Origin of the sequence: Actinoplanes sp. NPDC049668 (genome assembly GCF_044465445.1) — a bacterium.
Classification (GTDB): Bacteria; Actinomycetota; Actinomycetes; order Mycobacteriales; family Micromonosporaceae; genus Actinoplanes.
Map to the genome: position 1 here is coordinate 474,170 of NZ_JBITLR010000009.1, position 25,348 is coordinate 499,517.

Here is a 25,348-nt window from a genome sequence, read left to right on the forward strand (position 1 = left end):
CAGCGCGATGCGTGCATACGTATGACCGCATGCGGCGTAGTAGTGTTCAGGCATGTCGCAGTCCCGGCGGCGCCGGCCGAAGACCGAGAAACCGGCCGCCCCGGCCGTCGACGGCCAGCCCGAGGACGCCACCCCGGCGAAACCCCGCCGCAAGGCGGCGACCATGCGGGACATCGCCGCCGCGGCCGAGGTGTCGCAGAGCACGGTCTCGCGCGTGCTCAGCGGCGTCGAGACCCGGGTGCCGATCGCGCCGGAGACCCGGGAGCGGGTCATCGAGGCGTCGCGCCGGCTCGCGTACCGGCCCAACCCGCTGGCCCGCGGGCTGCGGGGCGCCTCCACGAACCTGATCGGCGCGGTGGTGCGCGACTTCAGCGACCCGTTCTTCGCCGAGGCGATCGAGGCCCTGGTCACCGAGTCGATGGCGCACGGATACAACGTCGTGCTCGGCCACGTGCATCCGCGGCTCGACGAGGCGATCCCGCTGACCTCGGTCCTCGAGACGCGGCACACCGACGCCATCGTGCTGCTGGGTGACGTGCGGGTCCACCCGCAGCTGCTGGACGACCTGCGCATCTCCCGGGTGCCGGTGGTGGCGCTCTGGCAGGGCACCAGCCCGCTGGAGTTCCCGACCGCCGACACCGACGACCGCGCCGGCATCCGGGCGGGCCTGGACCACCTGGCGTCGCTGGGCCACCGCCGCATCGCGTTCGTCGACGCGGAGCTGCCCGGCGGCTTCCGGGTGCGCGAGGCCGCGTACGCCGAGTTCATGCGCGAGCGGCTCGGCGGCGTACCGGAGGGATATCTCGAGCGCTGCCCCAACACCCTGGCCGGCGGCGACGCGGCCGTGCGCCGGCTGCTGGCCCTGCCCGACCCGCCGACCGCGGTGGCGACCTCGACGGACCTGATCGCCGTCGGGGTGCTGCACGCGGCGCACAGCCTCGGCGCCACGGTTCCGGACCGGCTGTCGGTCGTCGGCTTCGACGACATCCAGCTCTCCGGGCACACCGTGCCCGCGCTGACGACCTCGCGGATGCCGACCGCCCGGATCGTCTCGTACGCGATCAACCTGGCGGTCCGCCTGGCCCGCGACCCCGAGGCCGTGCCCGAGCCGGGCATCGAGATCTTCGCACCCGAGCTCGTGGTCCGGGACTCGACCGCGCCGCCCGCCCGCCGGCGCTGAGCCCGGGCTCAGCGCGGCACCCAGACGCGCATGCCGCCGGGGCCGCGGTTGGCCCAGGCGTGGTAGGGGACCGCGGGCACCGTGCCGCCGCCGGCGACGGGCACGTCCACCCCGATCACGCCGTCGCCGAGGTCGGGGCGCGGCGACGCGAGCGGCTCGCGCGCGGGGTCGCAGCGCAGGTCCTCCAGGACGGCGCCGTCCGGCAGGTCGGCCGACTCGAGGCAGTACACCAGCGGGCCGCGTTCGAACGCGACGCAGCCGCGCACGGCGTCGACGCGCGGGTCCGGCTCGGTCCGGCGTACGGGCGTGTCCAGGACCAGGACCGCCTCGTCGCCGGGCTGCCAGGTGCGGGTCCGCTCGGCGGCGCCGGGCGCCACCGGGACCGGTGCCTCGCCGGCGACCGACAGCGTCGCGGCTTCGCACCACCGCGGTACGCGCAACGACAGCGTCCACGGCCGCGCGGGCGTGCACGCGACGCGTACCTCGACGCGGCCGTCCCAGGGGTACCCGGTGCGGACCTCGAGCTCGGCCTCTCCGCCGCCGACGGGCGTGCGGATCACCGCCGGCGTGTACTGGTGCAGCTGGACACCGGTGTCGTCGGCCGTCGCCAGGTACTGCTGCCAGGAGCTCAGCAGCCGCATCAGGTTCGGCGGGCAGCAGGCGCAGGACTGCCACGGCATCCGCCGCCCGTGCCCGGCGGACTCGTAGGTGCGGTGCGTGCGCCGCTGCAGCGGGTTGACGTAGAAGAACTCGGTGCCCGAGCGGGACAGCCCGGACAGCACGCCGTTGTGGACGGCCCGCTCGATGGCGTCGGCGTAGCCGGGCTCGCCGGTCGCCAGCAGCAGGCGCCAGGACAGCATGACGCTCGCGATGGCCGCGCAGGTCTCCGTGTACGCGCGGTCCGGCGGCAGCTCGTACGGGTCGCCGAACGCCTCGTCCCGGTGCCGGCTGCCCAGGCCGCCGGTGAGGTACTGGCGCGTGCGCACCATGTCCTGCCAGCGGCGCCGCACCGCGGCGAGCAGCTCGGCGTCGCCGAGCTCGACCGCGACGTCGACGGCGCCGCAGTCGAGGTAGAGCTGGCGCACGCTGTGCCCGGCGACCTCCGCGGCGTACCGGACGGGCTCGTGGTCCTGCCAGTAGGCCGGGCCGAACCGTCCGTCGCCGAGCGAGCCGTGTCCGCGTAGGTCGAGCATCCGGGCTGCGAGGGCGAGGTAGCGGCCCTCGCCGGTGGTCCGGGCGAGCTCGGCGAGGGCCATCTCGATGCACGGGTGCCCGTCGATCCCGTCGCGGCCGCCGGCGCCGAACTCGCGGTCGATGTGGTCGACCACGCCGACCGCGATCCGCAGCAGCCGGTCGTCGCCGAGCGCCCGGTGCCACGCCACGGCGGCCTGTACGAGGTGCCCGGCGCAGTAGAACTCGTGCCCCCACGGCAGGTCGGTGTACGGCTCGCCGCCCCGGGTGGCCGCGACGAAGCTGTTGAGGTAGCCGTCCGGGCGCTGCGCCCGCGCCAGGACCGCGATCGCCTCGTCCGCCGACGCGCGCAGGCCGGGGTCGTCGCCGCGGCCCAGCTCCCAGCCGGCCGCCTCCAGCCACTTGTAGACGTCCGAGTCGAGGAACGGCAGCAGGGCACCGCCGGAGTCGGCGCTCGCCTGGTAGGTGCCCGCGGCGCCGGCGGCGAGCCGCAGGTTGTCCAGGGTCCCGGCCCGGCCCAGCTGGGCGAAGCCGTGCGGGATGGTGCGCTCGCGGTTGGCGCGCAGCCGCTCGCCCCAGAATCCGTCCAGGACGTCCACCCGCGTCGCGGGAATCGGCCGCAGCGCGGACCTCGCCGCCGGCGACGGCTGCACGACCTCTGCCAGGCTCATTTCACTGCTCCGCTCATCAGGCCCGAGACGTAGTAACGCTGTAGGAGGAGGTAGACGGCCACGCACGGAACGATCGAGATCGTGATGCCGGCCTGCAACATGCCCCAGTCGGTGCCGCCGAGGCTGGTCTCGGTGCGGGCGGCCGCGAGGACGAGCGGAAGGGTGAACTTCGAGCCCTTGCTCATCATCACCAGGGCGCCGAGGAACTCGTTCCACGACATGATGAAGGCGAACAACGCGACCGTGACGACGGCCGGGAACGCCGCGGGCAGGAAGACCCTGCGCAGCGCCTGGTGCGAGTTGGCGCCGTCCATGACGGCCGCCTCCTCGAGCTCGCGCGGCACCGCGGCGAAGCTGTTGCGCAGCACGTAGACGCTGAACGGCAGCTGGATGGCGGTGTGCACGATGGCCAGGCCGACCAGCGAGTTGGTGAGGCCCACCTTGGCGAAGGTCAGGAACATCGGGGTCAGCAGGGCCTGGTAGGGCACGATCAGGGCGAGCAGCAGGACGACGAAGACCAGCTCCTTGGCCGGCACCCGGAACCGGGCCAGCGCGTACGCGGCCGGGACGGTGAGCGCCAGGGTGAAGACGATCGTCAGCACCGCCGTGCCGAAGCTGTTGAACAGGTACGTCGGCAGCCCCTGCTGGTAGTTCCACAGCCGCTGGTAGCTGTCCAGGCTCAGCGCGTGCGGCAGGTAGGTCGGCGGCGTCGCGGCGGCCTCCTCGGTCGGCTTCACCGAGGCCAGCACCGACGCGAGCAGCGGCATCAGCATCACCGTGCACAGCGCGACGCACACCGCACCGACCAGATAGCCCCGCCGTCTCATGCGTGGCTCCGGCGGGTGAGCAGGAGCTGCAGCACGGTGAAGGCCAGGATGGTCAGCGCCAGCACCATCGACAGCGCCGCGCCGTAGCCGAGCTTGAGGTACGGGAACGAGTTCAGGTACACGAAGAACACCGAGGTCGACGTCTGGTTCTGCGGCTGGCCCGCGGTCATGATGTAGAACTGGTCGAACGCGAGCAGCGAGCCGACCACGCTGAGCAGCGTCACCAGCAGCACGGTGCGCAGCGTCAGCGGCAGGATGATCCGGGTCACCCGCTGCCGGAACCCGGCGCCGTCGACCACGGCCGCCTCGGTGATCTCGGTCGGTATCGCCTGGATGGCGCCGATGAACAGCACCATGCCGAAGCCGATCACCTTCCAGACCACGGACGCGGTGATCGCCATCAGCGAGCGGTCGGCGTCGACGCCGAGCCACACGATCGGCTCGCCGATGACGCCGAGGTCCCGCAGGAGGGTGTTGATGAGCCCGAAGTCGGTGCTGAACAGCCAGTACCAGAGCAGGCTCGACACGCCGAGCCCGATCACCACCGGGGTGAACAGCACCGTCCGGGTGATCCGGCGGGTCACGGTGTCGCCGGAGGTCAGCAGCGCGAGCAGGTAGCCGCCGATGATGAGGATCGGCGTGATGATCAGCGTGTATTCCAGGGTGAACCGGAACGACACCCAGAACTGCCGGTCGTGGAACGCCCGGGTGTAGTTGTCCAGGCCGACCCACGTCGGCGGGCTGATCAGCGACCAGTTGTGCAGCGACATCCAGCCCATCTGCGCGAGCGGCAGCACCGTGAACGCGAGCACGAACAACAGTGCCGGGCTCAGGTACAGCAGACCGAGCCACCTGCGTCTCCAGCCGCGGTACACGCCGAACCCTCCTAGCCCTGAGCGGCGATGTCCTTCATGGACTTCTTGGCGTCGGCGATGACGGTGTCGAGGTTGTCGCCGGTGTAGTACGCCCGTTGCAGCATCTGCAGCCAGGGCCCCTGCGGAGAGTTGATCTGCTCGAAGAACGTGGTGGTGTACGGCGTCCGCCCGACGGTGAGCGCCTGCGCCACGTCCTGCACGAGCGGTTCCGCCTCGAAGTACTTGTTCTTCACCATGTCCTCGCGGGTGGTGAGGTTGAGCGCCTTCGCGTACACCTCGACCTGCACCTCGTCGGAGAGCAGGAACTTCATGAAGTTCACCGCGTCGGCCACCCGCTTGCTGCCCTTGGGCACCACCACCAGGTCTCCGCCGATGAACGAGGCGGACGAGTTCGGCGCCGTGCCGGGCAGCAGGGCGATCCCGAACTTCATCTTGGGGTTCTGCTGGCGGGCGAGCGTGATGTTGAAGTTGCCGGTGCCCATCATGCCGACCTTGCCCGAGCCGAACTGCAGGTGGAACGTCTCGCCGTTCTCCGCCCGGTCGCCGGAGTGCACGTTGCCGGCCGTCACCATGTCCCTGGTGAACTGGAGCACCTGCTTGACGCCGTCGCCGGTGAGCGGCTCGTCGCCCGGGCCGGTGGCCTCGATCTTCGCCCCGGAGGCCCACATCAGCGGCCCGACGGTGAAGATGTTGCAGCCCGCGCAGTTGCCGGGCAGGTAGTAGCCCTTGACGTCGCCGCCGAGCGCGGTGATCTTGTCGGCGTAGGCCCGCATCTCGGCGAGGCTGACCGGCGGCTTCTCCGGGTCCAGCCCGGCGCGCTTGAAGAGGTCCTGGTTGTAGAACAGGGCCGAGACGTCGGCGTAGAGCGGCACGCCGTAGAGCCGGTCCTCCCAGGTCGCCACGGTCATGTGGCCCTTGCTCGCGGTCTTGAGCTCCGGCCAGTCGCGGACCCGGTCGGTGAGGTCGACGAGCTGCTGCGCCTTCTCGAACTGCGGCGCGTAGATGAGGTCCATGCCCATCAGGTCGGGCACCTCGCCGGACGCGATGCCCTGGGCGATCTTTCCGACCATCTCGGTGTGCGGGATGTAGGTGAGGTTGACCTTGCAGGTCGGGTTCTTGGTGTTCCACGCCTCGACCAGCAGGTCGACCATCTGCTTGTTGCCGCCCGAGCGCTCCCACATGGTGAGGTCGCCGGTGCCGGCGCAGGATGTCGTGGCCGGGACCACGGGCTCTTCGGCCGTCTCGTCGTCGCCGGAGCTGCACGCCCCGGCGAAGAGCAGCACGGTCGCGGTGGCTATGGCGGCGGCCCGCCGGGAACGGGTTCTCATCGCATGCCTCCTCTTACCTGAGGGGAACCCGGCCGGTCCTCGGACCTCCGGGTAAGCAGGCACGTTACTCGGGTGTGAATACGATTGCACTCATTCGATTTCATACTCTGCGACGGCCGCTCGTCCAGATATGGGATATCGTCTCGTTTATGAGAGACTCCCTGGACTCGCGGCTGGCCGCCCGGGTCGCCGAGCTGCGGGTGGCCCGCGGCTGGTCCCTGGACGACCTGGCCGGGCGCACCGGCGTGAGCCGCTCGACGCTCTCGCGCCTCGAGCGCGCCGAGATCAGCCCGACGGCGTCCCTGCTCGGCCGGCTCTGCGCCGCGTACGGGTGGACGATGTCGCGCCTGCTGGCCGAGGTGGAGGCCGGCGCCGAGCCGCCGGCCCTGGTCCGCGCCGCCGACCAGCGGGTCTGGCGCGACGAGGCGTCCGGGTTCACCCGCCGCTCGGTCTCCCCGCCGCACGCGGGCCTGCGCGGCGAGCTGATCGAGGGCGTGCTGGAGCCGGGCGCCGACATCGCCTACGAGGCTCCGCCGGTGTCCGGCATGGAGCAGCACGTCTGGGTCCTCGACGGCCGCCTGGAGTTCACCGACGACGGCACCCCGCACACCCTGGAGGCGGGCGACTGCCTGCGGCTGCGCCTGCTGGGCGCCACCCGCCTGCGCAACCCCGGCGCCGGCCCGGTCCGCTACGCGATCTTCGTGGCGCTGCCGTGAACATCACCCGGCTCACCCCGGACGGCTTCGAGGCCGCCGTGCCGGCCCTCGCCGCCCTGCTGGTCGACTCGGTGGCCGGCGGTGCCTCGGTCGGCTTCCTCGCCGGCTTCGACCACGCGGCGGCCGTCGCCTGGTGGCGCTCCCGGGCCGCGGCGGTCGCCGACGGCACCCTGCTCGTCCTGCTCGCCGCCGGCCCGGCGGGCCCCTGCGGCACGATCAGCATCGCGTACGCGGAGAAGCCCAACGCCCGGCACCGCGCCGAGGTCCTCAAGCTCGCGGTCCATCGCGGCGCGCGCGGCCAGGGCCTCGGCCGGCGGCTGCTGGCGGCCGCGGAGCGGGCCGCGGGCGAGGCGGGCGCCACCCTGCTGCTGCTCGACACGGAGACCGCCAGCGCCGCGGAGCGCCTCTACGAGAGCGCGGGCTGGGTGCGCTACGGCATCGTCCCGGACTACGCGGCGGGCCCGGAGGGCGTGCTCAAGGACTGCAGCTTCTTCTACAAGAGGCTCGGCTGACTTCTCACGGGGGAAAGGTGCGTTCCGATCGTGGTCTGGGTAAGCGCTGATGTGACAATGCGTTATCACCTGATCATGAGGAGTAATCGTCCATGGGGGTTCGCCGCGCCGGCGGGACGCAGCTGCTGATCGACTTCGGCGAGGTCGTCAGCCTCGCCCAGCCCGCCAGGGAGGTCGCCGAGCTGGCCGGGCTCGCCGGGTTGCCGGTGCCGGAGTTCTCCCGGCGGTACTGGGCGCACCGGCCCGCGTACGACGCCGGCGGCACCGCGCTCGCGTACTGGAGCGCGGTCATCGGCGCGGAGCCCGACGGCGAGCGGCTGCGCCGGCTCGTCGAGCGGGACGTGGCGAGCTGGCTGCACCTCGACCAGGGGACGCTGCGCCTGCTCGACGCCGTGCACGAGGCCGGTACGCCGGTGTCCCTGCTCTCCAACGCGCCCCGGGAACTCGCCCGCGCGCTCGGCCGGCACGCCGACCTCAAGTCGTTCGCCCACCTGCTGTTCAGCGCAGACCTCGCCCTGGTCAAGCCGGACCCGGCCATCTTCGCGGCGGCGCTGGAGGCCCTGCGCGCGGCGCCGGCCGACGTCGTCTTCGTCGACGACCGCCCGGCCAACGTCGACGCCGCGGCGGCGCTGGGCATCCGGGGCATCGTCTTCACGGGTACGGCGGCCTGCCTGGCCGGAGTGGCCCGGGCGGCGAATGTCGGATAACAGCCTCTCCACAATGGATGGCCTGGCCCGGGCGGTGCGCTAACGTGACGCGTCATGGGCAGGCGCTATCGAGTGCTCATGGTCTCCAGCAGCGGGGGCGTGTTGTTGGATCTGCTGGCGCTGCGCCCCTGGTGGTCGGGCCATGACGTGGTGTGGGTGGCGGTCCGTGCCCCGGACACCGAGATCGCCCTCGCGGGCCGGCGGGTGCACTGGCGGCCCGAGCTGTTCGCCTCGACCCGGCTGCGGCTGATCCCCGCGACCTGGCGCGCGCTGCGCCTGCTGCGCGCCGAGCGGCCGGACGTCGTGGTCTCCGCCGGTACGGGGGTCGCGGTCGGGTTCTTCCTCGCCGCCCGGCTGCTGCGCGTGCCCGGGCTGTGGCTGGAGACCCTGAACATGACCGGCCGGGCCGGCCTCGCCGCGCGGATCTGCACCCGGCTCGCGGCCGCGGTGCTGGTGCAGCGGCCGGAGCTGCTCGAGACGCGGCCGCGCGCGGTGCTGATCGGCGAGCTCTACTGATGGCCCGGATCCTCGTCACCGTCGGGATGGGGCGGTGGCCCTTCGACCGGCTCATCGGCGCGCTCGCGCCGCTCTGCGCGGTGCACGAGGTGTTCGCCCAGACCGGGGCCGCGACGGTGCGGCCGCCGTGCCCGCACGCGCCGTACCTGCGCCTGGACGAGTTGCAGGAGCGGCTCGCCGCCGCCGACATCGTCATCACCCACGCCGGCGGCACCGTCCGGCTGGTGCAGCGGCTCGGCGCGGTGCCGATCGCGGTCGCCCGCGAGCGGGCCCGCGGCGAGATGGTCAACGACCACCAGGTCGACTACCTGCGGGCCGAGGAGCGGGCGGGGCGGGTGATCGCGCTCTGGGACGTGCGGAGGCTGGTGGCCGCCGTCGCCGGGCACCGGTCGGCGGCGGCCCGGCTGCTCGCGGAGCGGCCGCTGCCGCCGCCGGTCACCGACGACCGGATGGTCGCCGTGCTCGACGACGTCTGCGGCCGTCTGGTGCGCCGGTAATTCGAACGGGCGATTGTCGGTTCCTTCGCACAGCATGTGCGTATTCCGTCTGGGTTAGCGGGTTGCCTGTAGGACGCAATCCGGGATCGACTCACGCGAGGTTTATCGCGCCGCATCAGAGGAGTGGAATACATGAGTGCGATTCCCCAGAAAACGATCGTTAGGCAGTATGTCCGCCGATCGGTGACAGTATTCCTGGCCGTTCTGCTGAGTATATTCGGCGTCCTCGTCGGCACCCGCCCGGCCGTGGCCGCGCCCGTGCCCGGAACCGTGCTCTCGTCCACAGTGGCCACCCTGCCGCCCGAGCTCGCGCCGCACGGCACTGCCCGACGCATCGAGTACGTCTCCACCGACCTCACCGGCGCGGCCGTCACGGTCACCGGCCTGGTGATCACGCCTCGGCGCAAGGCGCTCCGGACGGTGGCTTGGGGGCACGGCACCACCGGGCTCGCGGACCAGTGCGCGCCCTCGGACCACCAGGACGTGTTCTGGCCCGAGGCCCGCGCTGCGGTCGCTGAGCTGCTCAAACGCGGCTGGACGGTCGCGGCCGCGGATTACCCCGGCCTCGGCACGCCCGCGGCGCACCCGTACCTGATCGGCGGTACCACGGCCCGCTCGATGATCGACAGCGTGAAGGCGGCCCGCAATCTCGACAGCACGCTGACCACCCAGTACGCCGTCGACGGCCACTCGCAGGGCGGCCAGGGCGCGCTGTTCGCCGGCCAGCTCGCGCCCGCCTACGACGGCGTGCTCGAGCTGCGCGGGGTGGCCGCCATCGCACCCGTGTCCAACGTGGACCTGCTCGCCCCGGTTATTCCCGGAACGCCCGGACAGGGTTATCTGGTGATGGCCCTTTACGGCCTGAATGCGGTGGAACCCGGCTTCAATCCGTCCACCGTCCTGGCCCAGCCGGCCCAGCAGAGGATTCCGGTACTGCGGACCGGTTGCCTCAACGAAATCCTCGCGGCCTACGCGCCGTTGACGGCCCGGCAACTGCTGAACGGCGGCGCGCTGCCCCCGCCCGTTGTCAGAAAGCTGGCGCAGTACGACAACCCGGCGCAATCGGCCCCGAGCGCACCCATTCTCATCGTCCAGGGAACCGCCGACGAGGCCGTGCCGTACGACATCACGGCCGGGCCGCTGCTCAACCAGCTCCGCGCCTACGACCAGCCCGTCAGGTTCGTACCCCTGGAGGGCGAGACCCACGACGGCGCGGTCTTCGCGTCGACCACCCTGGTCGCCGACTGGATCGCGACCAGATTCGCCTGAGCGCGGCCGCACGGCGGGAGCGGCGGCGGCGCCCGGACGGCCCGGGTCGCGCGCGTGACATGATGCGCGTCGGTCGGCCGCGTGAGACGGCCCGGGCACGGACGGTGAGGCAATGCTGCAAGCGGGGCTGAGGCTCGGCGACCGATACCGCCTCGACGCCCGGATCGGCGCCGGGGGCATGGGCGAGGTGTGGCGGGCCTTCGACGAGGTGCTCGGCCGGGTGGTCGCCGTCAAGGCCATGCTTCCCGAGGTCGCCGACCAGCCCGACTTCGCCCGGAGGTTCCTGGTCGAGGCGAAGTCGATGGCGAGCGTGAACCACCCCGCCGTCGCGTCCATCCACGACTTCGGGCGCGGCGGCGGCATCACGTTCCTGGTGATGGAGTTCATCGACGGCGAGTCGCTGTCGCAGGCGCTCTCCCGCGCCGGCCGGCTCGGCGCCGCGGACACCATGCGGCTCGTCGCGCAGGCCGCGGACGGGCTGCAGGCGGTGCACGACCGGGGGATCGTGCACCGCGACATCAAGCCGGCCAACCTGCTGGTCCGGCGGGACGGCTCGCTGCTGATCACGGACTTCGGGATCTCGCGGACCCAGGACGGCACGCATCTCACCGTCTCGGGCGCGATCCTCGGCACGCCGACGTACCTGTCGCCGGAGCAGGTGCTCGGGCGGCCGGCGACGGCGCTCAGCGACGTGTACTCGCTCGGGCTCGCGGCGTACGAGTGCCTCGCCGGGCACCGGCCGTTCAGCGGGGAGAATCCCTACGCGGTGGCGTTGCAGCGCCTGCAGGCCGGGCCGCCGCCGCTGGGCGGCGACGTGCCGCCCGCGGTGGCGCAGGTGATCGAGCGGGCGCTGGCGATCGAGCCCGGCGAGCGGTGGGGTTCGGCCGCGGAGTTCGCGGCCGCGGCGCGCGCGGTCCTGCCCGGGCCCGCCGGCCATCCCGCCCCGCAGCCCGGCTGGTCGCCGCCCCCACAGCCGTGGGAACGAACCCCGCCACCGGCCGCCCAGCCGTGGCCGTCCGGGCCCACGACGCCCGGCTCCGGCGCGCGCGGACAAGCGACGCCTGGTTTCGGGGCGCGCGGATACGCGACGCCCGGTTCCGGAGCGGCCGGGTATGCGACGCCTGGTTCTGGGGCAGGCGGTTACGCGACGCCCGGTTCCGGGGCAGGCGGTTACGCGACGCCCGGTTCCGAGGCAGGCGGTTACGCGACGCCCGGTTCCGGGGCAGCCGGATACGCCACGCCCGGTTCCGGGGCGGCCGAGTTCGGGGCGTCCGGGTCAGGGGCGTCCGCGGCCGGTTCCGCGGTGGTTTCGCCGGCGGTGGATCACCCGGCGCAGGCACCGGACGCGGGCCGGCGGCCGGCCCGCCGCCTGGTGCTGGTCGCCCTCCTGCTGGTCACCGTCGTGGTCGGCGGGGTCACCGTCTGGCAGGTATTCGGCCGGGACGCGCCCGGCACCGGCCCGGCGGACGCCGCCGGCGCACCGCGCGTCAGCGCCGCGGCCGGGACGCCGGGCCTGGAGCCGTGCGGCCCCGTGCTCTGTCCCGTCGAGCCGCTCTGCTGGGGCGGTCTCCTCGCGAGCAACGGCAGGGCGGCGCCGCCCTGGCCGACGGACTGCGCGCAGACCCACGTCTGGGAGACCTTCGCGGCGATCCCGCTGCCCGCGGCCGCCGCCAAGAGCCGCGAGGACGAGCTCATCGGCAACAGCGCCATCGCGGAGGTCTGCACGCCCGCGCTAATGGCGTCGCGCAGCCGGAACCGGACCGCCACCGCCGACTGGGCGCTCGAGGCCTGGCCGATCCAGGTCGGCGGCACCGGGCCACGCCTGATCCACTGCATCGCCCAGCCGCAGGGCGAGAACCGCGAGCGCAAGGAACCCGCGTTCCTGGGCTGAGCTATCGCGCCGCGACGGCCTCGGGCACGAGCCGGCCGTCGCGCAGCTCGAAGCGCGCGTCCACCCGGTCCAGGCCCTCGGTGCGGTGGGTGAGCAGCAGCACCGTGTGCCCGGCCGACGCCGCGAGCAGGTCGTCCATCAGCGCGGCCGCGCCGGCCTCGTCGAGCCCCTCGGTCGGCTCGTCGAGGATCAGCAGGTCGGGCCGGGCGAGCAGGGCCCGGGCGGTGGCGAGCCGCCGCCGCTGACCGCCGGAGATCGTGCCGCCGCCGGTGCCGAGCCAGGTGCCGAGCCCGTCCGGCTGCCGCGCCAGCCAGTCGTCGAGCCCGACCCGGGCCAGCGCCACCCGCAGCTCGCCGTCGGTCGCGCCGGGCCGGGCGAGCCGCAGGTTCTCCCGTACGGTCGAAGCGAAGACGTGGTCGGTGCCGTCGCCGACGAGCACGGCCCGGCCCACCCCGGTGACCGTTCCGGCCCACGGGTCGAGCAGCCCGGCGAGCACCGCCGCGAGGGTCGACTTCCCGCCGCCGGAGGGCCCGAGGACGGCGGTCCGCGACCCGGCCGGCAGGTCGAGGTCGACGTCGCGCAGCGCCGGTCCCCGGTCCGGGTCCCAGCCCGCGACCAGCCCGCGCAGCGCCACGTCGCCGGCCGGCCCGGCGGGCCGTGCCGACGCGCTCGGCGGCCGGGCGGCGAGCTCGGCCAGCCGGGCCCGGGCGCCGGCCGCCCGCCGCCGCGCCACGGCCGCGCCGGGCAGCGCCGCGACGGGTTCGCCGAGGGCGACGACGCCGAGCAGCAGGACGGTCGCCCACTCGTGCGACAGGCCGCCGCCGGCTGCCGCGACGGCGGTACCGGCGACCGCGAGGCCCCAGCCGAGGTGGCTCAGCGCCGCGGCGGCGCCGGCCGAGCGGGCCGCGCGCGCCTCGAGGCGGGCGAGGCGCCGGCTCCGCCGATCCGGTACGGCCAGGGCGTTCCCGGGGTCGCCGGCGGCCAGCTCCTCCGCGCCGTCGACGGTCTCGACGACGGCGTCGCGCAGCTCGGCCCGGGCCCGTCCGGTGGCCGCCTCGATCCGGGTGGCGTGCCGGGCGGCGAGTGCCGGCGCGAGCACGGCGCCGATCAGCAGCCCGGCCGCGAGCGGCGGCGCGGCGGCGGGCAGCATCAGCGCGGCCGTGATCGCGCCGGCGGCCAGCGTCGCCGCCGCGGCGAGCGCCGGCAGGGTGCCGCGCAGCAGGCCGTCGACGCGGGCGTCGACGTCGTCGGCGACCCGGGTGAGCAGGTCACCGCGGCGGTGCTGCCGGGGACCCGGCACCCGCGGCACGAGGTCGGCGAAGACCCGCGCGCGCCACTCGCCGAGCCGGGCGAAGGCCACGTCGTGCGAGACCAGCCGCTCCAGGTAGCGCAGCAGCGGCCGGGCGACGGCGCTGCCCCGGACCAGGACGACCGCGGCCGAGAGGGTGAGCACCGGCGGGTGGTCGGCGGCGCGCACCAGCAGCCAGGCGGCGGCGCCGGTCAGCACCGCGCCGGCGAGCCAGGACGCGGCGCCGAGCCCGACGGCGGTGCCGGGCCGCGAGATCCGCCCGGCGAGGCCCGCGGGCAGGAAACCATCCGCCCGCGGCGACGGCCCGGCGGTGGCCGCCGGTGGTGGGCGCGGGGTATCCGACGGTGCGATCGGTGCGGGCGGCGGCGCGGGCGGTGGGACGTCGATGACGCGGTCGGCGGCGGCCAGCAGCGCCGGCCGGTGCGCGACCGCGAGGACCGCGCATCCGGCGGCCGCGGCCGCCCGCAGCCGGGCGATGACGAGCTCCTCGGCGGCCGCGTCCAGGTGCGCGGTCGGCTCGTCCAGCAGCAACACGGCCGGTTCGCGGCGCACCGCGCGCAGCGCAGCGGCCAGGGCGAGCCGCTGGCGCTGGCCCGCCGACACCCCGCCGCCGTGCTCGCCGAGGACCGTGCCGGGCGCGAGTTCCAGCCCGACGTCGCGCAGCGCCGCCCGGATCTCCTCATCCCCGGCGCCGGGGAACACGTCGGCGACCGTGCGGACGTGCGGCAGGGTCGGACGCTGCGGCAGGTACAGCAGGCCCGGGCCGGAGAGCTCGATCCGCCCGCCGGGAGCGGGCTGGAGGCCGGCCAGCACCCGCAGCGCGGTCGTCTTGCCCGCGCCGGAGGCGCCGCGGAGCGCGACGAGCTCGCCCTCGCGCACGGCGAGGAAGTCCAGGGCGAGCGCGTCTGCGGCGGCGCCGGGGTAGCGCACCCGCAGCCGCGACGCGAGGACCGCGGGCCGCGACCCGTCGGGGGAGAACGGCATGAAGCCCGCCTCGTCGGCGGCCGGCCGGGCCAGGATCTCGTCCACATCGGAGATCACCGCCGACGCGTCCGCGCTCGCGTGGTACTGCGCCGCCATCTCGCGCAGCGGCCGGTACACCTCCGGCGCCAGCAGGATCACCAGCAGCGCCGGGCCGAGCGGCATCGAACCCGCGGCGACCCGCAGGCCGGCCTCGACCGCGATGAGGCCGACCGACAGCGTCGCGACCAGGTCGAGCGCGGTCGAGGACAGGAACGCCACCCGCAGCACCCGTACCGTCGCGCGGCGGTGCCGGCCGGTCATCTCGCGGACCACCGCGGTCTGGCGTTCGGCGCGGCCGAAGACCCGCAGGGTCGGCAGCCCGCGGACCACGTCGAGGAAGTGTCCCGCCAGCCGGGCGTCGGACTCCCAGGCCGCCTGCGCCTTGCGTTGGGTGGCCCAGCCGATCAGCGCGCCCAGGACCGGGATCAGGGGGAGTGTCACGAGCGCGATCAGCGCCGACGCCGGGTCCGTCACGGCCATCGCCGCGATGACCAGCGGCGGCAGCGCCACGCCCAGCACCAGCGCGGGCAGGTAGCCGGAGAACCACGGCCGCAGCGAGTCCAGGCCGCCGGTGAGCACCGCGGCGAGCCGGCCGGCGCCGTAGCCGGCCACCCAGGCGGGTCCGCGGCGCAGGGCGGCGGCCAGGGCCGAGCGCCGCAGCTCGTCGGTGACCGCGGCGGCCGTGCGCCGCGCGACGACCTGCTCGGCCCAGGTCAGCGCCGCGCGCAGCGCGAAGGCGCCGGCGAGCAGCGCGAGCCCGTCGCGACCGGTGACGACGCGGGCCAGTGCGACGGCGACGGCGAGCGTCGCGGCCGCCTGCCCGGCGCCGAGCAGGGCCAGGACCCCGATTCCGGTACGGCCGGAGCGCGCGTGCCGCACCAGCCGCGGGTCGAGCGGCCCCCGGCTCAAGACGGCACCCGCTCGCTGGCGACCCGGCGCCGGAACACCCAGTACGAGTACGCCTGGTAGACCAGCACGCCCGGCAGCACGACCACGCCGACGACGCTGATCAGCCGCAGGGCCGAGTCGGTCGCCGCGGCGCCGGCCATGGTCAGCGACCACGCCGGGTCGAGCGTGCTGCGCAGCACCACGTCGCCGTGCGCGGTGAACACGGCGACCACCGCGCCCGCGATGCCCAGCGCCGCGCCGCCGAACGCGAGCGGCTCGGCGCCGTTGCGGGCGAGCATCGCGAGGCCCGCGCACAGCACCGCCGCGGCGAGGGCCGGCCGCGACCCGGTGCCGAGGCCGGCCGCGCCGAGGGCCAGCGCGCCGCCGGCGGACAGCGCGACGCTCAGCCGCCGGGCGCGCGCCCGGACCGGGCCGGTGGTGCGCAGGGCGAGGAACATCGCGCCGATCAGCAGCGCCGCGAACAGGGCCGCGCCCGCGCCGGCCAGGGCGGGCAGGCTGAACAGCGGCGCGGCGCTGCGGCCGAGGCCGGCGCCGGTGACCTGGCCGTCCGCGCCGAGCGCGAGGCCGTGGGTGAGCACGCCGAGCACCGCGCCCCAGAGCAGCACGATCCCGGCCGAGCTGGCCGCCAGCGCCGCGTCGCAGCGCCGCCGCCAGCGTGCGCCCTCGCCCTTGCCGCGGAACTCCAGCGCGACGCCGCGGACCGCGAGTAGCAGCAGGAGCGCGACCATCGGCAGGTACAGGCCGGAGAGCAGGGCCGCGTACCAGTCGGGGAAGGCCGCGAACGTCACGCCGATCGCGGCGACCAGCCAGACCTCGTTGCCGTCCCAGAACGGGCCGACGGTGCGGACGATCGCGCCGCGCTCGTGGTCGTCGCGGCCGGCGATCGGGCCGAGCATGCCGACGCCGAAGTCGAAGCCCTCGAGGACGAAGAACAGCACCCAGCAGAGGACCACCAGGCTGAACCAGACAGTGACCATGTTCCTCGCTCCTCAGTAGACCGGTGCTTCGGCGCGCGCGGCGGCGACCGGGTCCGGTTCCGGTGCCGGGGTGAGCGGCCTGCGGGTCAGCTGCCGGACCAGGCGCAGCCAGACGACGGCGAGCGCGCCGTACACGGCGGTGAATCCGATCAATGAGGCCAGCACCTCGGCGGCGGTCAGGCCGGGGGAGACGCCGTCGGCGACTTTGGAGATGCCGAACGCGAGCCAGGGCTGGCGCGCGGTCTCGGTGAAGAGCCAGCCGAAGGTGTTGGCGGCGGTCGGCAGCAGCGGGATCAGCGGCAGGTAGCGCAGGAACAGCCGGCCGGCCCGGCCCGCGGGGGTGCGGCCGCCGCGGGTCGACCACAGGTAGAGGGCGGCGGCCGCCATGGCCAGCATGCCGACGCCGATCATGAGCCGGAAGGTCCAGAACGCGACCGGGATCATCGGCACGTAGCTGCCCGGCCCGTACTGCGCGGCGTACTGGGCCTGCAGGTCGTCGATGCCCTGCACCTCGGCGCCGGGGGAGCCCTTGGCCAGGATGGAGAGCAGCCAGGGCACCTCGAGGCTGAAGAACGGCCGGCCGCCGCTGATGTCGCCGACCGCGAAGAGCGAGAACGGCGCGCCCGTGGTGGTCTCGTACAGCGATTCGGCGGCGGCCATCTTCATCGGCTGCACCTCGGTGATCACCTTGCCGAGGTGGTCGCCGGTCAGGGCGGTCAGCGCGCCGCCGGCGACGGTCATCCAGGCGCCGAGGCGGGCGAGGGGGTGGAAGCCGGCGTCGGACGCCATCCGCCGTACGGCGATCGCCAGCAGGAGCGACCCGCCCACCATGATCGCCCCGGCCAGGGTGTGCGGGAACGCGGCCAGGTTGACCTTGTTGAGCAGCAGCGCGCCGAAGTCGTCGAGGCGGGCCCGCCCGGTGACCGGGTCCAGGGAGTAGGCGACCGGGTTCTGCATGAACGAGTTCGCGGCCAGGATGATGAACGCGGACAGCACCGTGCCCACGGCGACGACCACGATCGTCGCCGCGTGCAGCCGCCGCGGCAGCCGGTCCCAGCCGAAGTACCACAGGGCCAGGAACGTCGCCTCGAGGAAGAACGCGAGCATGCCCTCGACGGCGAGCGTCGGGCCGAACACGTCGCCGTAGAAGCGGGCGAAGTTGCTCCACGCCATGCCGAACTGGAACTCCTGCACGAGCCCGGTGACGACGCCGACGGCGAACGTGACGATGAGCAGCCCGCCGACGAACTTGGTGAGCCGCAGGTAGTTCTCCCGGCCGGTGCGCAGCCAGGCGATCTCCAGCCCGGCGGCGGCGCAGGCCAGGCTGATCGACAGCGGCACGAAGAAGTAGTGGTAGATCGTCACCACCGCGAACTGCAGGCGGGTCAGGTCGAGCACATCCATGGGCCATCCCCTTCTACGACGATGCGTAGTAGATACTACGTGACGTAGTACGACGCTCTGCAGTAGAGTGGTCCGCATGGCATTGGGGGACCTCGAGCGCGAGGTCATGGCGCAGTTGTGGGACGCCGAGGAGCCGCTGACCGTGCGGCAGGTGCACGACCGGCTGAGCCGCGACCGCGACCTGGCGTACACGACGGTGATGACCGTGCTGGACCGGCTCGCCAAGAAGGGCGTCGTGCTGCAGCAGCGCGCCGACCGCGCCTACCGCTACGCGCCCGCGCAGAGCCGCGAGGAGATGACGGCCGCCCTGATGCTCGACGCGCTCAGCGCCGCGCCCGACGGCGTCCGCGACGCGGCCCTGGCGCACTTCGTCGGCCGGATCGACCCGTCCGCGCTTACCGCCGCGATCGAGGCGGCGCGGAAGGGCCCGGGCGCCGTGTGACCGCGCTGCTGCTCGGCGCGCTCGGGCTGACCCTGTCCCTCGCCGTTCCGGGCGTCCTGGCGAGCGCCCGCTGGCCCGACCGGGCGCCGGCCGCCGCGGTGCTGCTCTGGCAGAGCGTCACCCTCGCCGGGGTGCTCTGCGCGCTCGGCGTGGTGCTGGCCGGCCCGCAGGAGCTGGTCGGCGCGCTGGGCTCGGGCCGGATGGCGGGCGCCGCGGCGCTGATCGGCGCCCTCGCCGTCGCCGCGCTGATCATCCTGCGGCTGCTGGTCTCGCTGGTCCGGGTCGCCACCCGGGCGCGGGCCCGCCGGGCCCGGCACCGGATGCTGGTCGACCTGCTCGACACGGCCGAGCGCCACGGCGAGCTGCCGGCCGAGGTGCCCGACGGGCTGCGGGTGCTGCACGGGCCGCTGCCGTTCGCGTACTGCCTGCCGGGGCGCTCGTCGCGGGTGGTGCTCAGCAGCGGCGCGCTCCAAGTCCTGGACGCCGCGCAGGTGGGCGTGGTCATCGCGCACGAGCAGGCGCACCTGCGGCACCGCCACGACGTGGTGATGGAGTCGTTCACCGCGTTCTACGCCTCGGTGCCCCGCCCGCTGCGCAGCCGCGCGCCGCTTGACGCCGTACACCTGCTGTTGGAGATGGTCGCGGACGACGCGGCCCGGCGGCGCGGCGGCGCGGCCGCGCTGCGCACGGCCCTCGCGCTGCTCGGCGACGCGGTCGGCCCGGACGCGCCGGCCGACGCCGGCGGCGCCGAGGCCGAGCGCCGGCGCCGGATGGACCGGCTGGCCGGCGCCGACCCGCGGTCCGCCGGCCTGACCGTCGCGGCGGCCGGCGCGGCGGCCGGACTGCTGGTGTTACCGACAGTGATCGTGGTGTTGCCCTGGCTCGACCGTGCCCTCTCCGCGTGGCCCCTTTAAGTCTCCATTAATTACTGAGGGTCACTGGGCGTTATGCGGTGTGTGCCCTGGAAATGCCGGGTTCTCATACCCATTGATCGGGAGTACCGTGGTGCCGGCTCGGCAGTCCCCCCTCGTCCGAACCCCCGGGCGAACTGACGGGCCACCGCCTAATCGTGTTTCACGAGCCGGGGACCCAGGAAACCGGGGTCAAGCCACAGCTACATCGTGGCCGGGCGTGCTTCCCGCCCGAACCCGTCAGCTAACCCGGTCGGCGGATGAGGGAAGAAAGGACACTGCACCTACGTGAAACGGATTGAGGCGCGCCGCGCCGCAATTCTGCGCAGCGTCGCGTGCGCCGTCGCCGCGGTCGGGATTCTTCTCGCGCCCGGCGTGGCACATGCGGTGCCGTCACCGTCGAGCATCGAAAAGCAGATCGACGAGCAGTGGAACAAGCTGGAACCGGTCATCGAGCAGTACAACAACGTGCACAACCAGCTGCTCAAGAACCGGGCACAGCTCAAGAAGATCGACAAGCGGCTCGCTCCGCTGGAGCTGCAGGTCAATCTCGCCATGTCGCAGGTGGGCGCCATGGCGGGGCAGGCCTACATGCAGGGTTCGCCCAACGCCTTGAACGCCATGATCGTCAGTGGCTCGCCGACCGGCCTGACCGAGAAGCTCACGTTCCTCGACCAGCTCGGCCGGCACCAGCGCGAGTCGGTCGCGGACGTGTCGAAGCTGCGGGACAAGCTCTCGGCCGACCGTCGTGATCTGGACACCCTGACCTCTGCTGTCGCGGCCCGCGACAAGCTGCTCGGGCAGCAGAAGAAGGACATCCAGAAGAAGGTCGACGCCCTGCAGAAACTGCGGATCAGGGCGTACGGCGCGAGCGGCGGCGCCGACGGTCCGCTCAAGACGGGGCCGTGTCCCGTCGACTACACCAACGACAAGGGCGGCCGGGCGGCGCAGAAGGCGTGCGACCTCATCGGCAAGCCCTACGTCTTCGGTGCCGAGGGCCCGAGCGGTTACGACTGCTCCGGCCTGACCAAGGTGGCGTGGGCGGCCGTCGGGGTACACCTGGAGCACTACACAGGTGACCAGATCAGGGAGGGCAGGTCGGTCAGCCGCAGCGAAATTCAGCCGGGCGACCTGGTCTTCTACGGCAGTCCCGTGCACCACGTGGGCATCTATGTTGGCGGCAACACCATGGTTCACGCGCCACACACCGGTGACCATGTACGCATGGCCTCGATCGACCGCGGCGGTGCCATCACCGGCATCCGCAGACCGGCCTGACCGGGGCAGCAGCACACGGAGAAAGCCGCCACACTCGTGGCGGCTTTTTCTCTGTACCAGAATGATCAGATGTTTCCCGCCGCCTTCACCCGCAACGTGGCCAACAGCTGGGGCGATGCCGGCCGTGACTGGCTGGCCGGCCTGCCGGCGCTGGTCGACGCCGTCGCCCGCGACTGGCGGCTCAGCGTCGGCGCGCCGTACCCGCTGAGCTTCAACTGGGTGGCGCCGGTGCGCCGGGCCGACGGCTCGCCGGCGGTGCTCAAGCTCGGCGTGCCGACGGCGCCGGACCTGGCCGCCGAGGCCGCCGCGCTGTCGTTCTTCGCCGGCGCGGGCGCGGCCGCGCTGCTGGACCACGACGCGGACCGCGGCGCGCTGCTGCTGGAGCGGGTCGAGCCCGGGCGCACGCTGCGCACCCTGGTGCGCGACCACGACGAGCGGGCGACCGCCGTCCTGATCGCGGTGATGCGGCGCCTGCACCGGCCCGCGCCGACCGGCCTGGCCTGCCACGAACTCGCCGGCTACGGCGACGCCTTCGCCGCGCACCTGCGCCGCTACCCGGGCGACGACCCGATCCCGCGGCGCTTGGTCGAGCGGGCCGCCGGGCTCTTCGCCGAGCTGTGCGCCTCCGCGCCGCGGCGGGTCGTCCTGCACGGCGACCTGCACCACGAGAACGTGCTGGCCGGCACCCGGGAGCCGTGGCTGGCCATCGACCCGCACGGCGTGCTCGGCGATCCCGGCTACGAGGTCGGCGCGTCGCTCTACAACCCGTTCGACGGCGACGAGCCCGTGCTCGACCTGCTGCCGGCCCGGGTCGAGCAGTTCGCGGACGGCCTCGGCATGCCGCTCGAGCGGGTGGTCGCGTGGGGTTTCGTGCAGGCCGTGCTCTCGGAGGTCTGGTCCTCCGAGGGCGGGCCGGCGGCGCCCGGCCAGGGGCTCGAGGTGGCGCTCAGCCTTCGCCCGCGGCTGAGCTGACCAGGCGCAGCAGCCGGACCAGCTCGCCGCGCTCGGCGGCCGACAGCGGCGCGAGCAGCTCCTCCTGGATCTCCGCGGCCCGCTGCGCCAGCGCCGCCGCGCGCGCGTGCCCCAGCGGGGTCACCGTGACGGTGTTGCGGCGCCGGTCGGCCGGGTCCGGCCGGCGCTCGACGTAGCCGCCGTCGGTCAGCTCGTTGAGCGCCGCGACCATGTCGCTGAAGTGGATGCCGGTGCGCCGTCCCAGGTCCGCCTGGCTGGCCGGCCCGTCGTCGATCAGCGTGGTGAGCAGCCGGTAGTGGTAGCCGCGCGCGCCGAGCTCGGCGAAGCGCTCGGTGACCAGGCGGTGTGCCAGCGCCGCGGTCCGGGTCAGCAGCCGGCTCGGGAGGTCGTCCATGTGTGCAGACTAACATTTGCCAGACTAACGTTAGTCGGCCTAACGTTAGTCGCATGAACGATATTCAGCCGTTCCGCGTACACGTACCGCAGTCCGACCTCGACGACCTCGACGACCGCCTCGCCCGCACCCGCTGGCCCGACGAACTGCCCGGCGCGGGCTGGGACTACGGGATCCCGCTGTCCCGGGTCCGGGACCTGGCCGAGCACTGGCGCACCGGCTACGACTGGCGCGCGCACGAGGCGGCGCTCAACGCGTACCCGCAGTTCGTCACCGAGATCGACGGGCAGCGGGTGCACTTCCTGCACGTCCGGTCCGCGAACCCGGACGCGCTGCCGCTGCTGCTGGTGCACGGCTGGCCCGGCTCGGTGTTCGACTTCCTCGACCTGATCGAGCCGCTGACCGGCCACTTCCACCTGGTGATCCCGTCGATTCCGGGCTTCGGGTTCTCCGGCCCGACCGCCGAGCGCGGCTGGGACCAGCACCGGATCGCCCGCGCGTTCGCCGAGCTGATGACCCGGCTGGGCTACCCGCGGTTCGGCGCACAGGGCGGCGACTGGGGCTCCGGCATCGCCCGGGCGCTGGGCGCGGTCGCGCTCGAGCGGGTGGTCGGCGTGCACGTCAACTACCTGCCGCTGACCGGCCCGACCGCCGGGCTCTGCGACTCCGACCGCGAGCGCGCCGAGCGAACCGCGGCCTACGCCGCGAACCGGCCCGGCTACCAGGTGCTGCAGGCGACCCGGCCGCAGACCATCTCGTACGCACTCACCGACTCGCCCGCCGGCCAGCTCGCCTGGATCGCCGAGAAGTTCACCGAGTGGGCCGACCCGGCGTCGAAGATCAGCGACGACGTCCTGCTCACCGACGTGTCGATCTACTGGTTGACCCGCACGGCCGGCTCGTCGGCCCGGCTCGCCAAGGAGAGCGGCTACGGCGTGCCCTGCCCGGCGCCGATGGGCGTCGCCGTACTGCCGCACGACATCCTGCTGTCGGTGCGCCCGCTGGCCGAGCGCTCCTACGACATCCGGCACTGGACCGAGCTGCCGCGCGGCGGGCACTTCGCCGCCCTGGAGGTGCCCGGAGAGCTCGCCGCCGACGTGATCGCCTTCTTCGCCGCCCTCTGACCACGCCGGGCATAATCGCCTCTCATGAGCGACAGCCTGATCGACAGCCTGACCGCGGCGGTAGCCGCGCGGCCGGACGACGTGGCGCTGCGGCGGCACCTGGCCGAGCTGCTGCTGGCCGCCGGTCGGCACGGCGAGGCGGTCGGGCACGCCGCCCAGGTCCTGGCCCGCGAGCCCGACGACGACGCCGCCCGCCGGCTGATGACCGCCGCGCTCGCCGGCGAGACGCCGGCCCCGCCCGCGCCGGCCCCGGCGGACCCGCCGGCGCGGCCGGGCGTCGACTGGGCCGCGATGGAGAACCAGTTCCAGGGCGTCGTGCCGCCGCGGTTCGTGCCCGCCGGTGACGAGCCCGAGCCCGTCCGCGGCCCCGAAGACCGGGCGCACGACGTCGAGCGGGCCACGGTGACCCTCGCCGACGTCGGCGGCATGGACGAGGTGAAGCAGCGGCTCGAGCTCGCGTTCCTCGGCCCGCTGCGCAACCCGAAGCTGCGCACCCTGTTCGGTAAGAGCCTGCGCGGCGGGCTGCTGCTCTACGGCCCGCCCGGCTGCGGCAAGACCTTCCTCGCCCGGGCGGTCGCGGGGGAGATGGGCGCCGGCTTCATCTCGCTCTCCATCGTCGACGTGCTCAACATGTGGGTCGGCAGCTCCGAGCGCAACCTGCACGACCTGTTCGCGGCCGCCCGGACCCACGCGCCGTGCGTGCTGCTGCTCGACGAGATCGACGCCCTCGGGCACAAGCGCAACCAGCTCGGCTCGTCGGCCATGCGCACCCTGGTCAACCAGCTGCTCGCCGAGCTGGACGGCATCGAGGGCAACAACGAAGGGGTCTTCGTGCTGGCCGCGACGAACGCGCCCTGGGACGTCGACCCCGCCCTGCGCCGCCCCGGCCGCCTCGACCGGACCGTGCTGGTCCTGCCGCCCGACGCGGCCGCCCGCGCCGCGATCCTCGAATACCACCTGCGCGACCGGCCCATCGCCGACATCGACCTGCGCGCCCTCGCGGCCGCCACCGAGCACTTCTCCGGCGCCGACCTGGCACATGTCTGCGAGACCGCGGCCGAGTTCGCGCTGCGCGACGCGATCACCACCGGCGAGCTCCGGATGATCTCCCAGCACGACCTGACCGCCGCGATCCGCGAGCTGCGCCCGTCCACCGACGCGTGGTTCGCCACCGCCCGCAACGTCGCCATGTTCGGCAACGAGAGCGGCGAGTACGACGACCTGGCCGCGTACCTGAAGAAGCGCAAGCTGCGGTGACCGGGGACGACGCGTACCGCAGGGCCTGGCACCTCGCCGAGGCCGGCCGCTGCACCGAGGCCGAGTCGGTGCTGCGCGCGGCCCTGGCCACCGACCCGGCCGACGCCAACCTGCTGACCATGCTCGGATTCGTGCTGCGCCGGCAGTTCGACTACGTGGCCGCGCTGGCCGCCTGCGACGCGGCGATCGCGGCCCGGCCCGGCCTCGCCGACGCGCACGGCGAACGCGCCGAGTCGCTGCTCTGCCTGCTGCGCGACCGCGACGCGGTCGCCGCGGCGACCGAGGCCGTCCGGCTCGCGCCGCAGCATCCCGCGAGCCACCTGGTGCTGGCCCGCGCGCTGGCGTCGGACCGCCGCTTCGACGCGGCGGTCGCCGCCGCGGACCGGGGCCGGTCCCTGGCTCCGCAGTCGGTCGACGGCCTGCTCGCGGTCGCCGACGTGAACCGCGTCGCCGGCCGGCGGGACGCGGCCGAGCGGGCGGTCCGGGCCGCGCTCGCGATCGACCCCGACAACGCGTACGGCCGCTGGCTGCTCGCCATGCTCGACGCGGAGCGGCTGCGGGTCGGCCGGTCGATGCGGGCCCTGCGCGACGTCGCGCGCGCGAACCCGGCCCGCCCCGACGTGGTCTCGATGACCTGGCCGATCCGGGGCCTGCTCGGCGCACTGCGCGTCTGGTTCGCGCCGGCGATCGCGCTGGTCACCGCCGGCGCCCTGGCCGGCGGGTGGTGGCCGCCGGCCGCGACCCTCGCCCGGATCATGGCCGGGCTCTTCGCCGCGGTGGTCGCCGGCTTCGCGCTGCGGCTGCTGGTGCCGGCGGGCCGCCTGCCCTGGCGCTGCCTGCGCCTCGCGCCGGGCCTGCTGCGCCGCGCCGTTCACGGCGGGGTGGTCACCGTGTGCGCGCAGGTCGCGCTCCTCATCGGGTACGCGGTGACGGGCCGCTGGTGGCTGCCGGTGCTCGCCCTGGCGGCCGTCGCGGTGCTGTGGGTCCTCGGGCTGGCGGAGCTGGTCGGCGCGCGGATGGACGACCCCGGCTACCTGCGCTCGCTGCAGGAGGTCGCCCGGGACCTCCGGGAGTGGCGCGCCGACTTCGGCCAGTGGTGGCGCGACTCGAAGCGCTCGCTCCGCGAGACCTGGAACGACGACAACTCGGACTCGCTGCCGAGGTGACC

General features: G+C 74.1%; 22 protein-coding genes, 2 pseudogenes and 1 riboswitch. Of the genes and pseudogenes, 16 read left to right on the forward strand and 8 right to left on the reverse strand.

Going from position 1 to position 25,348, the window contains the following annotated elements:
- Window positions 1-52 precede the first annotated feature (52 nt).
- A complete protein-coding gene (locus ACIBSW_RS35645; RefSeq protein WP_354728190.1) occupies window positions 53-1,180 on the forward strand; it encodes a LacI family DNA-binding transcriptional regulator in 1,128 nt (375 codons plus the stop codon).
- Window positions 1,181-1,188: 8 nt separating this feature from the next.
- On the opposite strand, the gene ACIBSW_RS35650 is transcribed toward ACIBSW_RS35645, so the two are convergent.
- Genes ACIBSW_RS35650 through ACIBSW_RS35665 form a run of 4 tightly spaced genes read right to left on the reverse strand, consistent with a single transcriptional unit; the run spans window position 1,189 to window position 6,072 of the window.
- Window positions 1,189-3,042: a beta-L-arabinofuranosidase domain-containing protein gene (locus tag ACIBSW_RS35650; protein WP_354728192.1), complete on the reverse strand. Its 1,854-nt coding sequence runs from the start codon at window positions 3,040-3,042 to the stop codon at window positions 1,189-1,191.
- Window positions 3,039-3,869 carry a carbohydrate ABC transporter permease gene (locus ACIBSW_RS35655; protein ID WP_354728194.1) on the reverse strand — a complete coding sequence of 277 codons (831 nt, stop codon included), beginning with the start codon at window positions 3,867-3,869 and terminating at the stop codon, window positions 3,039-3,041. The genes ACIBSW_RS35650 and ACIBSW_RS35655 overlap by 4 nt, the downstream gene beginning before the upstream one ends.
- Complete coding sequence (locus tag ACIBSW_RS35660; protein WP_354728196.1) at window positions 3,866-4,744, reverse strand: sugar ABC transporter permease; 879 nt, start codon at window positions 4,742-4,744, stop codon at window positions 3,866-3,868. Before ACIBSW_RS35660 ends, ACIBSW_RS35655 begins: the two co-directional genes overlap by 4 nt.
- Before the next feature lie 11 nt (window positions 4,745-4,755).
- Window positions 4,756-6,072 (reverse strand): sugar ABC transporter substrate-binding protein, encoded by a 1,317-nt coding sequence (locus ACIBSW_RS35665; protein ID WP_354728198.1) that lies wholly within the window; start codon window positions 6,070-6,072, stop codon window positions 4,756-4,758.
- A gap of 149 nt (window positions 6,073-6,221) precedes the next feature.
- Between ACIBSW_RS35665 and ACIBSW_RS35670 the strand changes: the two genes are divergently transcribed.
- From ACIBSW_RS35670 to ACIBSW_RS35705, 8 genes and pseudogenes are all read left to right on the forward strand, one after another.
- A complete protein-coding gene (locus ACIBSW_RS35670) occupies window positions 6,222-6,788 on the forward strand; it encodes an XRE family transcriptional regulator (protein WP_354728200.1) in 567 nt (188 codons plus the stop codon).
- Window positions 6,785-7,300, forward strand: a complete 516-nt coding sequence (locus tag ACIBSW_RS35675) for a GNAT family N-acetyltransferase (RefSeq protein WP_354728202.1) — start codon at window positions 6,785-6,787, stop codon at window positions 7,298-7,300. Before ACIBSW_RS35670 ends, ACIBSW_RS35675 begins: the two co-directional genes overlap by 4 nt.
- Before the next feature lie 92 nt (window positions 7,301-7,392).
- On the forward strand, window positions 7,393-8,007 hold the full coding sequence (locus ACIBSW_RS35680; RefSeq protein ID WP_354728204.1) for an HAD-IA family hydrolase: 615 nt from the start codon (window positions 7,393-7,395) through the stop codon (window positions 8,005-8,007).
- Window positions 8,008-8,061: 54 nt separating this feature from the next.
- Window positions 8,062-8,523, forward strand: a complete 462-nt coding sequence (locus ACIBSW_RS35685; RefSeq protein WP_354728206.1) for a glycosyltransferase — start codon at window positions 8,062-8,064, stop codon at window positions 8,521-8,523.
- Window positions 8,523-9,020 carry a hypothetical protein gene (locus ACIBSW_RS35690; RefSeq protein ID WP_354728208.1) on the forward strand — a complete coding sequence of 166 codons (498 nt, stop codon included), beginning with the start codon at window positions 8,523-8,525 and terminating at the stop codon, window positions 9,018-9,020. The genes ACIBSW_RS35685 and ACIBSW_RS35690 overlap by 1 nt, the downstream gene beginning before the upstream one ends.
- Window positions 9,021-9,203: 183 nt before the next feature.
- Window positions 9,204-10,289: a lipase family protein gene (locus tag ACIBSW_RS35695; protein WP_354728210.1), complete on the forward strand. Its 1,086-nt coding sequence runs from the start codon at window positions 9,204-9,206 to the stop codon at window positions 10,287-10,289.
- A 112-nt stretch (window positions 10,290-10,401) separates the two neighbouring features.
- Window positions 10,402-11,157, forward strand: a pseudogene (locus tag ACIBSW_RS35700) (serine/threonine-protein kinase); the annotation flags it as partial.
- A gap of 140 nt (window positions 11,158-11,297) precedes the next feature.
- Window positions 11,298-11,489: pseudogene (locus tag ACIBSW_RS35705) on the forward strand (hypothetical protein); the annotation flags it as partial.
- A gap of 692 nt (window positions 11,490-12,181) precedes the next feature.
- Here the strand turns inward: ACIBSW_RS35705 and cydC are convergent.
- Genes cydC through ACIBSW_RS35720 form a run of 3 tightly spaced genes read right to left on the reverse strand, consistent with a single transcriptional unit; the run spans window position 12,182 to window position 17,802 of the window.
- Entirely contained in the window at window positions 12,182-15,421 is a 3,240-nt protein-coding gene (cydC, locus tag ACIBSW_RS35710) for a thiol reductant ABC exporter subunit CydC (RefSeq protein WP_354728212.1), read from the reverse strand.
- The gene (cydB, locus tag ACIBSW_RS35715) at window positions 15,418-16,398 is read right to left on the reverse strand and encodes a cytochrome d ubiquinol oxidase subunit II (RefSeq protein ID WP_354728214.1); all 981 of its coding nucleotides are present in this window, start codon (window positions 16,396-16,398) and stop codon (window positions 15,418-15,420) included. The genes cydC and cydB overlap by 4 nt, the downstream gene beginning before the upstream one ends.
- Before the next feature lie 12 nt (window positions 16,399-16,410).
- On the reverse strand, window positions 16,411-17,802 hold the full coding sequence (locus tag ACIBSW_RS35720; protein ID WP_354728216.1) for a cytochrome ubiquinol oxidase subunit I: 1,392 nt from the start codon (window positions 17,800-17,802) through the stop codon (window positions 16,411-16,413).
- Between the two features lie 76 nt (window positions 17,803-17,878).
- Here ACIBSW_RS35720 and ACIBSW_RS35725 point away from each other — a divergent pair, with 76 nt between their 5' ends.
- From ACIBSW_RS35725 to ACIBSW_RS35740, 4 genes are all read left to right on the forward strand, one after another.
- Window positions 17,879-18,244 carry a BlaI/MecI/CopY family transcriptional regulator gene (locus tag ACIBSW_RS35725; RefSeq protein WP_354728218.1) on the forward strand — a complete coding sequence of 122 codons (366 nt, stop codon included), beginning with the start codon at window positions 17,879-17,881 and terminating at the stop codon, window positions 18,242-18,244.
- Complete coding sequence (locus tag ACIBSW_RS35730; RefSeq protein WP_354728220.1) at window positions 18,241-19,158, forward strand: M48 family metalloprotease; 918 nt, start codon at window positions 18,241-18,243, stop codon at window positions 19,156-19,158. The genes ACIBSW_RS35725 and ACIBSW_RS35730 overlap by 4 nt, the downstream gene beginning before the upstream one ends.
- Window positions 19,159-19,294: 136 nt before the next feature.
- Window positions 19,295-19,429: riboswitch (cyclic di-AMP (ydaO/yuaA leader) on the forward strand.
- Window positions 19,430-19,443: 14 nt separating this feature from the next.
- Window positions 19,444-20,433 (forward strand): C40 family peptidase, encoded by a 990-nt coding sequence (locus ACIBSW_RS35735; RefSeq protein WP_354728222.1) that lies wholly within the window; start codon window positions 19,444-19,446, stop codon window positions 20,431-20,433.
- Between the two features lie 69 nt (window positions 20,434-20,502).
- The gene (locus ACIBSW_RS35740; protein ID WP_354728224.1) at window positions 20,503-21,405 is read left to right on the forward strand and encodes an aminoglycoside phosphotransferase family protein; all 903 of its coding nucleotides are present in this window, start codon (window positions 20,503-20,505) and stop codon (window positions 21,403-21,405) included.
- Here ACIBSW_RS35740 and ACIBSW_RS35745 read toward each other — a convergent pair.
- Complete coding sequence (locus ACIBSW_RS35745) at window positions 21,380-21,799, reverse strand: MarR family winged helix-turn-helix transcriptional regulator (protein WP_354728225.1); 420 nt, start codon at window positions 21,797-21,799, stop codon at window positions 21,380-21,382. The genes ACIBSW_RS35740 and ACIBSW_RS35745 overlap by 26 nt on opposite strands.
- A 62-nt stretch (window positions 21,800-21,861) precedes the next feature.
- Between ACIBSW_RS35745 and ACIBSW_RS35750 the strand changes: the two genes are divergently transcribed.
- The 3 genes from ACIBSW_RS35750 to ACIBSW_RS35760 are packed head-to-tail and all read left to right on the forward strand — an operon-like array spanning window position 21,862 to window position 25,346.
- Entirely contained in the window at window positions 21,862-22,923 is a 1,062-nt protein-coding gene (locus tag ACIBSW_RS35750; RefSeq protein ID WP_354728229.1) for an epoxide hydrolase family protein, read from the forward strand.
- A gap of 24 nt (window positions 22,924-22,947) precedes the next feature.
- Window positions 22,948-24,180 carry a tetratricopeptide repeat protein gene (locus ACIBSW_RS35755; RefSeq protein ID WP_354728227.1) on the forward strand — a complete coding sequence of 411 codons (1,233 nt, stop codon included), beginning with the start codon at window positions 22,948-22,950 and terminating at the stop codon, window positions 24,178-24,180.
- Window positions 24,177-25,346: a tetratricopeptide repeat protein gene (locus tag ACIBSW_RS35760; protein WP_404799558.1), complete on the forward strand. Its 1,170-nt coding sequence runs from the start codon at window positions 24,177-24,179 to the stop codon at window positions 25,344-25,346. Before ACIBSW_RS35755 ends, ACIBSW_RS35760 begins: the two co-directional genes overlap by 4 nt.
- The last annotated feature ends 2 nt before the right edge of the window (window positions 25,347-25,348 follow it).

Coding starts and splice junctions, on each gene's coding strand:
- ACIBSW_RS35645 (WP_354728190.1), top strand. CDS start 53: ATGTCGCAGTCCCGGCGGCGCCGGCCGAAGACCGAGAAACCGGCCGCC.
- ACIBSW_RS35650 (WP_354728192.1), bottom strand. CDS start 3,042: ATGAGCCTGGCAGAGGTCGTGCAGCCGTCGCCGGCGGCGAGGTCCGCG.
- ACIBSW_RS35655 (WP_354728194.1), bottom strand. CDS start 3,869: ATGAGACGGCGGGGCTATCTGGTCGGTGCGGTGTGCGTCGCGCTGTGC.
- ACIBSW_RS35665 (WP_354728198.1), bottom strand. CDS start 6,072: ATGAGAACCCGTTCCCGGCGGGCCGCCGCCATAGCCACCGCGACCGTG.
- ACIBSW_RS35670 (WP_354728200.1), top strand. CDS start 6,222: ATGAGAGACTCCCTGGACTCGCGGCTGGCCGCCCGGGTCGCCGAGCTG.
- ACIBSW_RS35680 (WP_354728204.1), top strand. CDS start 7,393: ATGGGGGTTCGCCGCGCCGGCGGGACGCAGCTGCTGATCGACTTCGGC.
- ACIBSW_RS35685 (WP_354728206.1), top strand. CDS start 8,062: ATGGGCAGGCGCTATCGAGTGCTCATGGTCTCCAGCAGCGGGGGCGTG.
- ACIBSW_RS35690 (WP_354728208.1), top strand. CDS start 8,523: ATGGCCCGGATCCTCGTCACCGTCGGGATGGGGCGGTGGCCCTTCGAC.
- cydB (WP_354728214.1), bottom strand. CDS start 16,398: ATGGTCACTGTCTGGTTCAGCCTGGTGGTCCTCTGCTGGGTGCTGTTC.
- ACIBSW_RS35720 (WP_354728216.1), bottom strand. CDS start 17,802: ATGGATGTGCTCGACCTGACCCGCCTGCAGTTCGCGGTGGTGACGATC.
- ACIBSW_RS35725 (WP_354728218.1), top strand. CDS start 17,879: ATGGCATTGGGGGACCTCGAGCGCGAGGTCATGGCGCAGTTGTGGGAC.
- ACIBSW_RS35740 (WP_354728224.1), top strand. CDS start 20,503: ATGTTTCCCGCCGCCTTCACCCGCAACGTGGCCAACAGCTGGGGCGAT.
- ACIBSW_RS35745 (WP_354728225.1), bottom strand. CDS start 21,799: ATGGACGACCTCCCGAGCCGGCTGCTGACCCGGACCGCGGCGCTGGCA.
- ACIBSW_RS35755 (WP_354728227.1), top strand. CDS start 22,948: ATGAGCGACAGCCTGATCGACAGCCTGACCGCGGCGGTAGCCGCGCGG.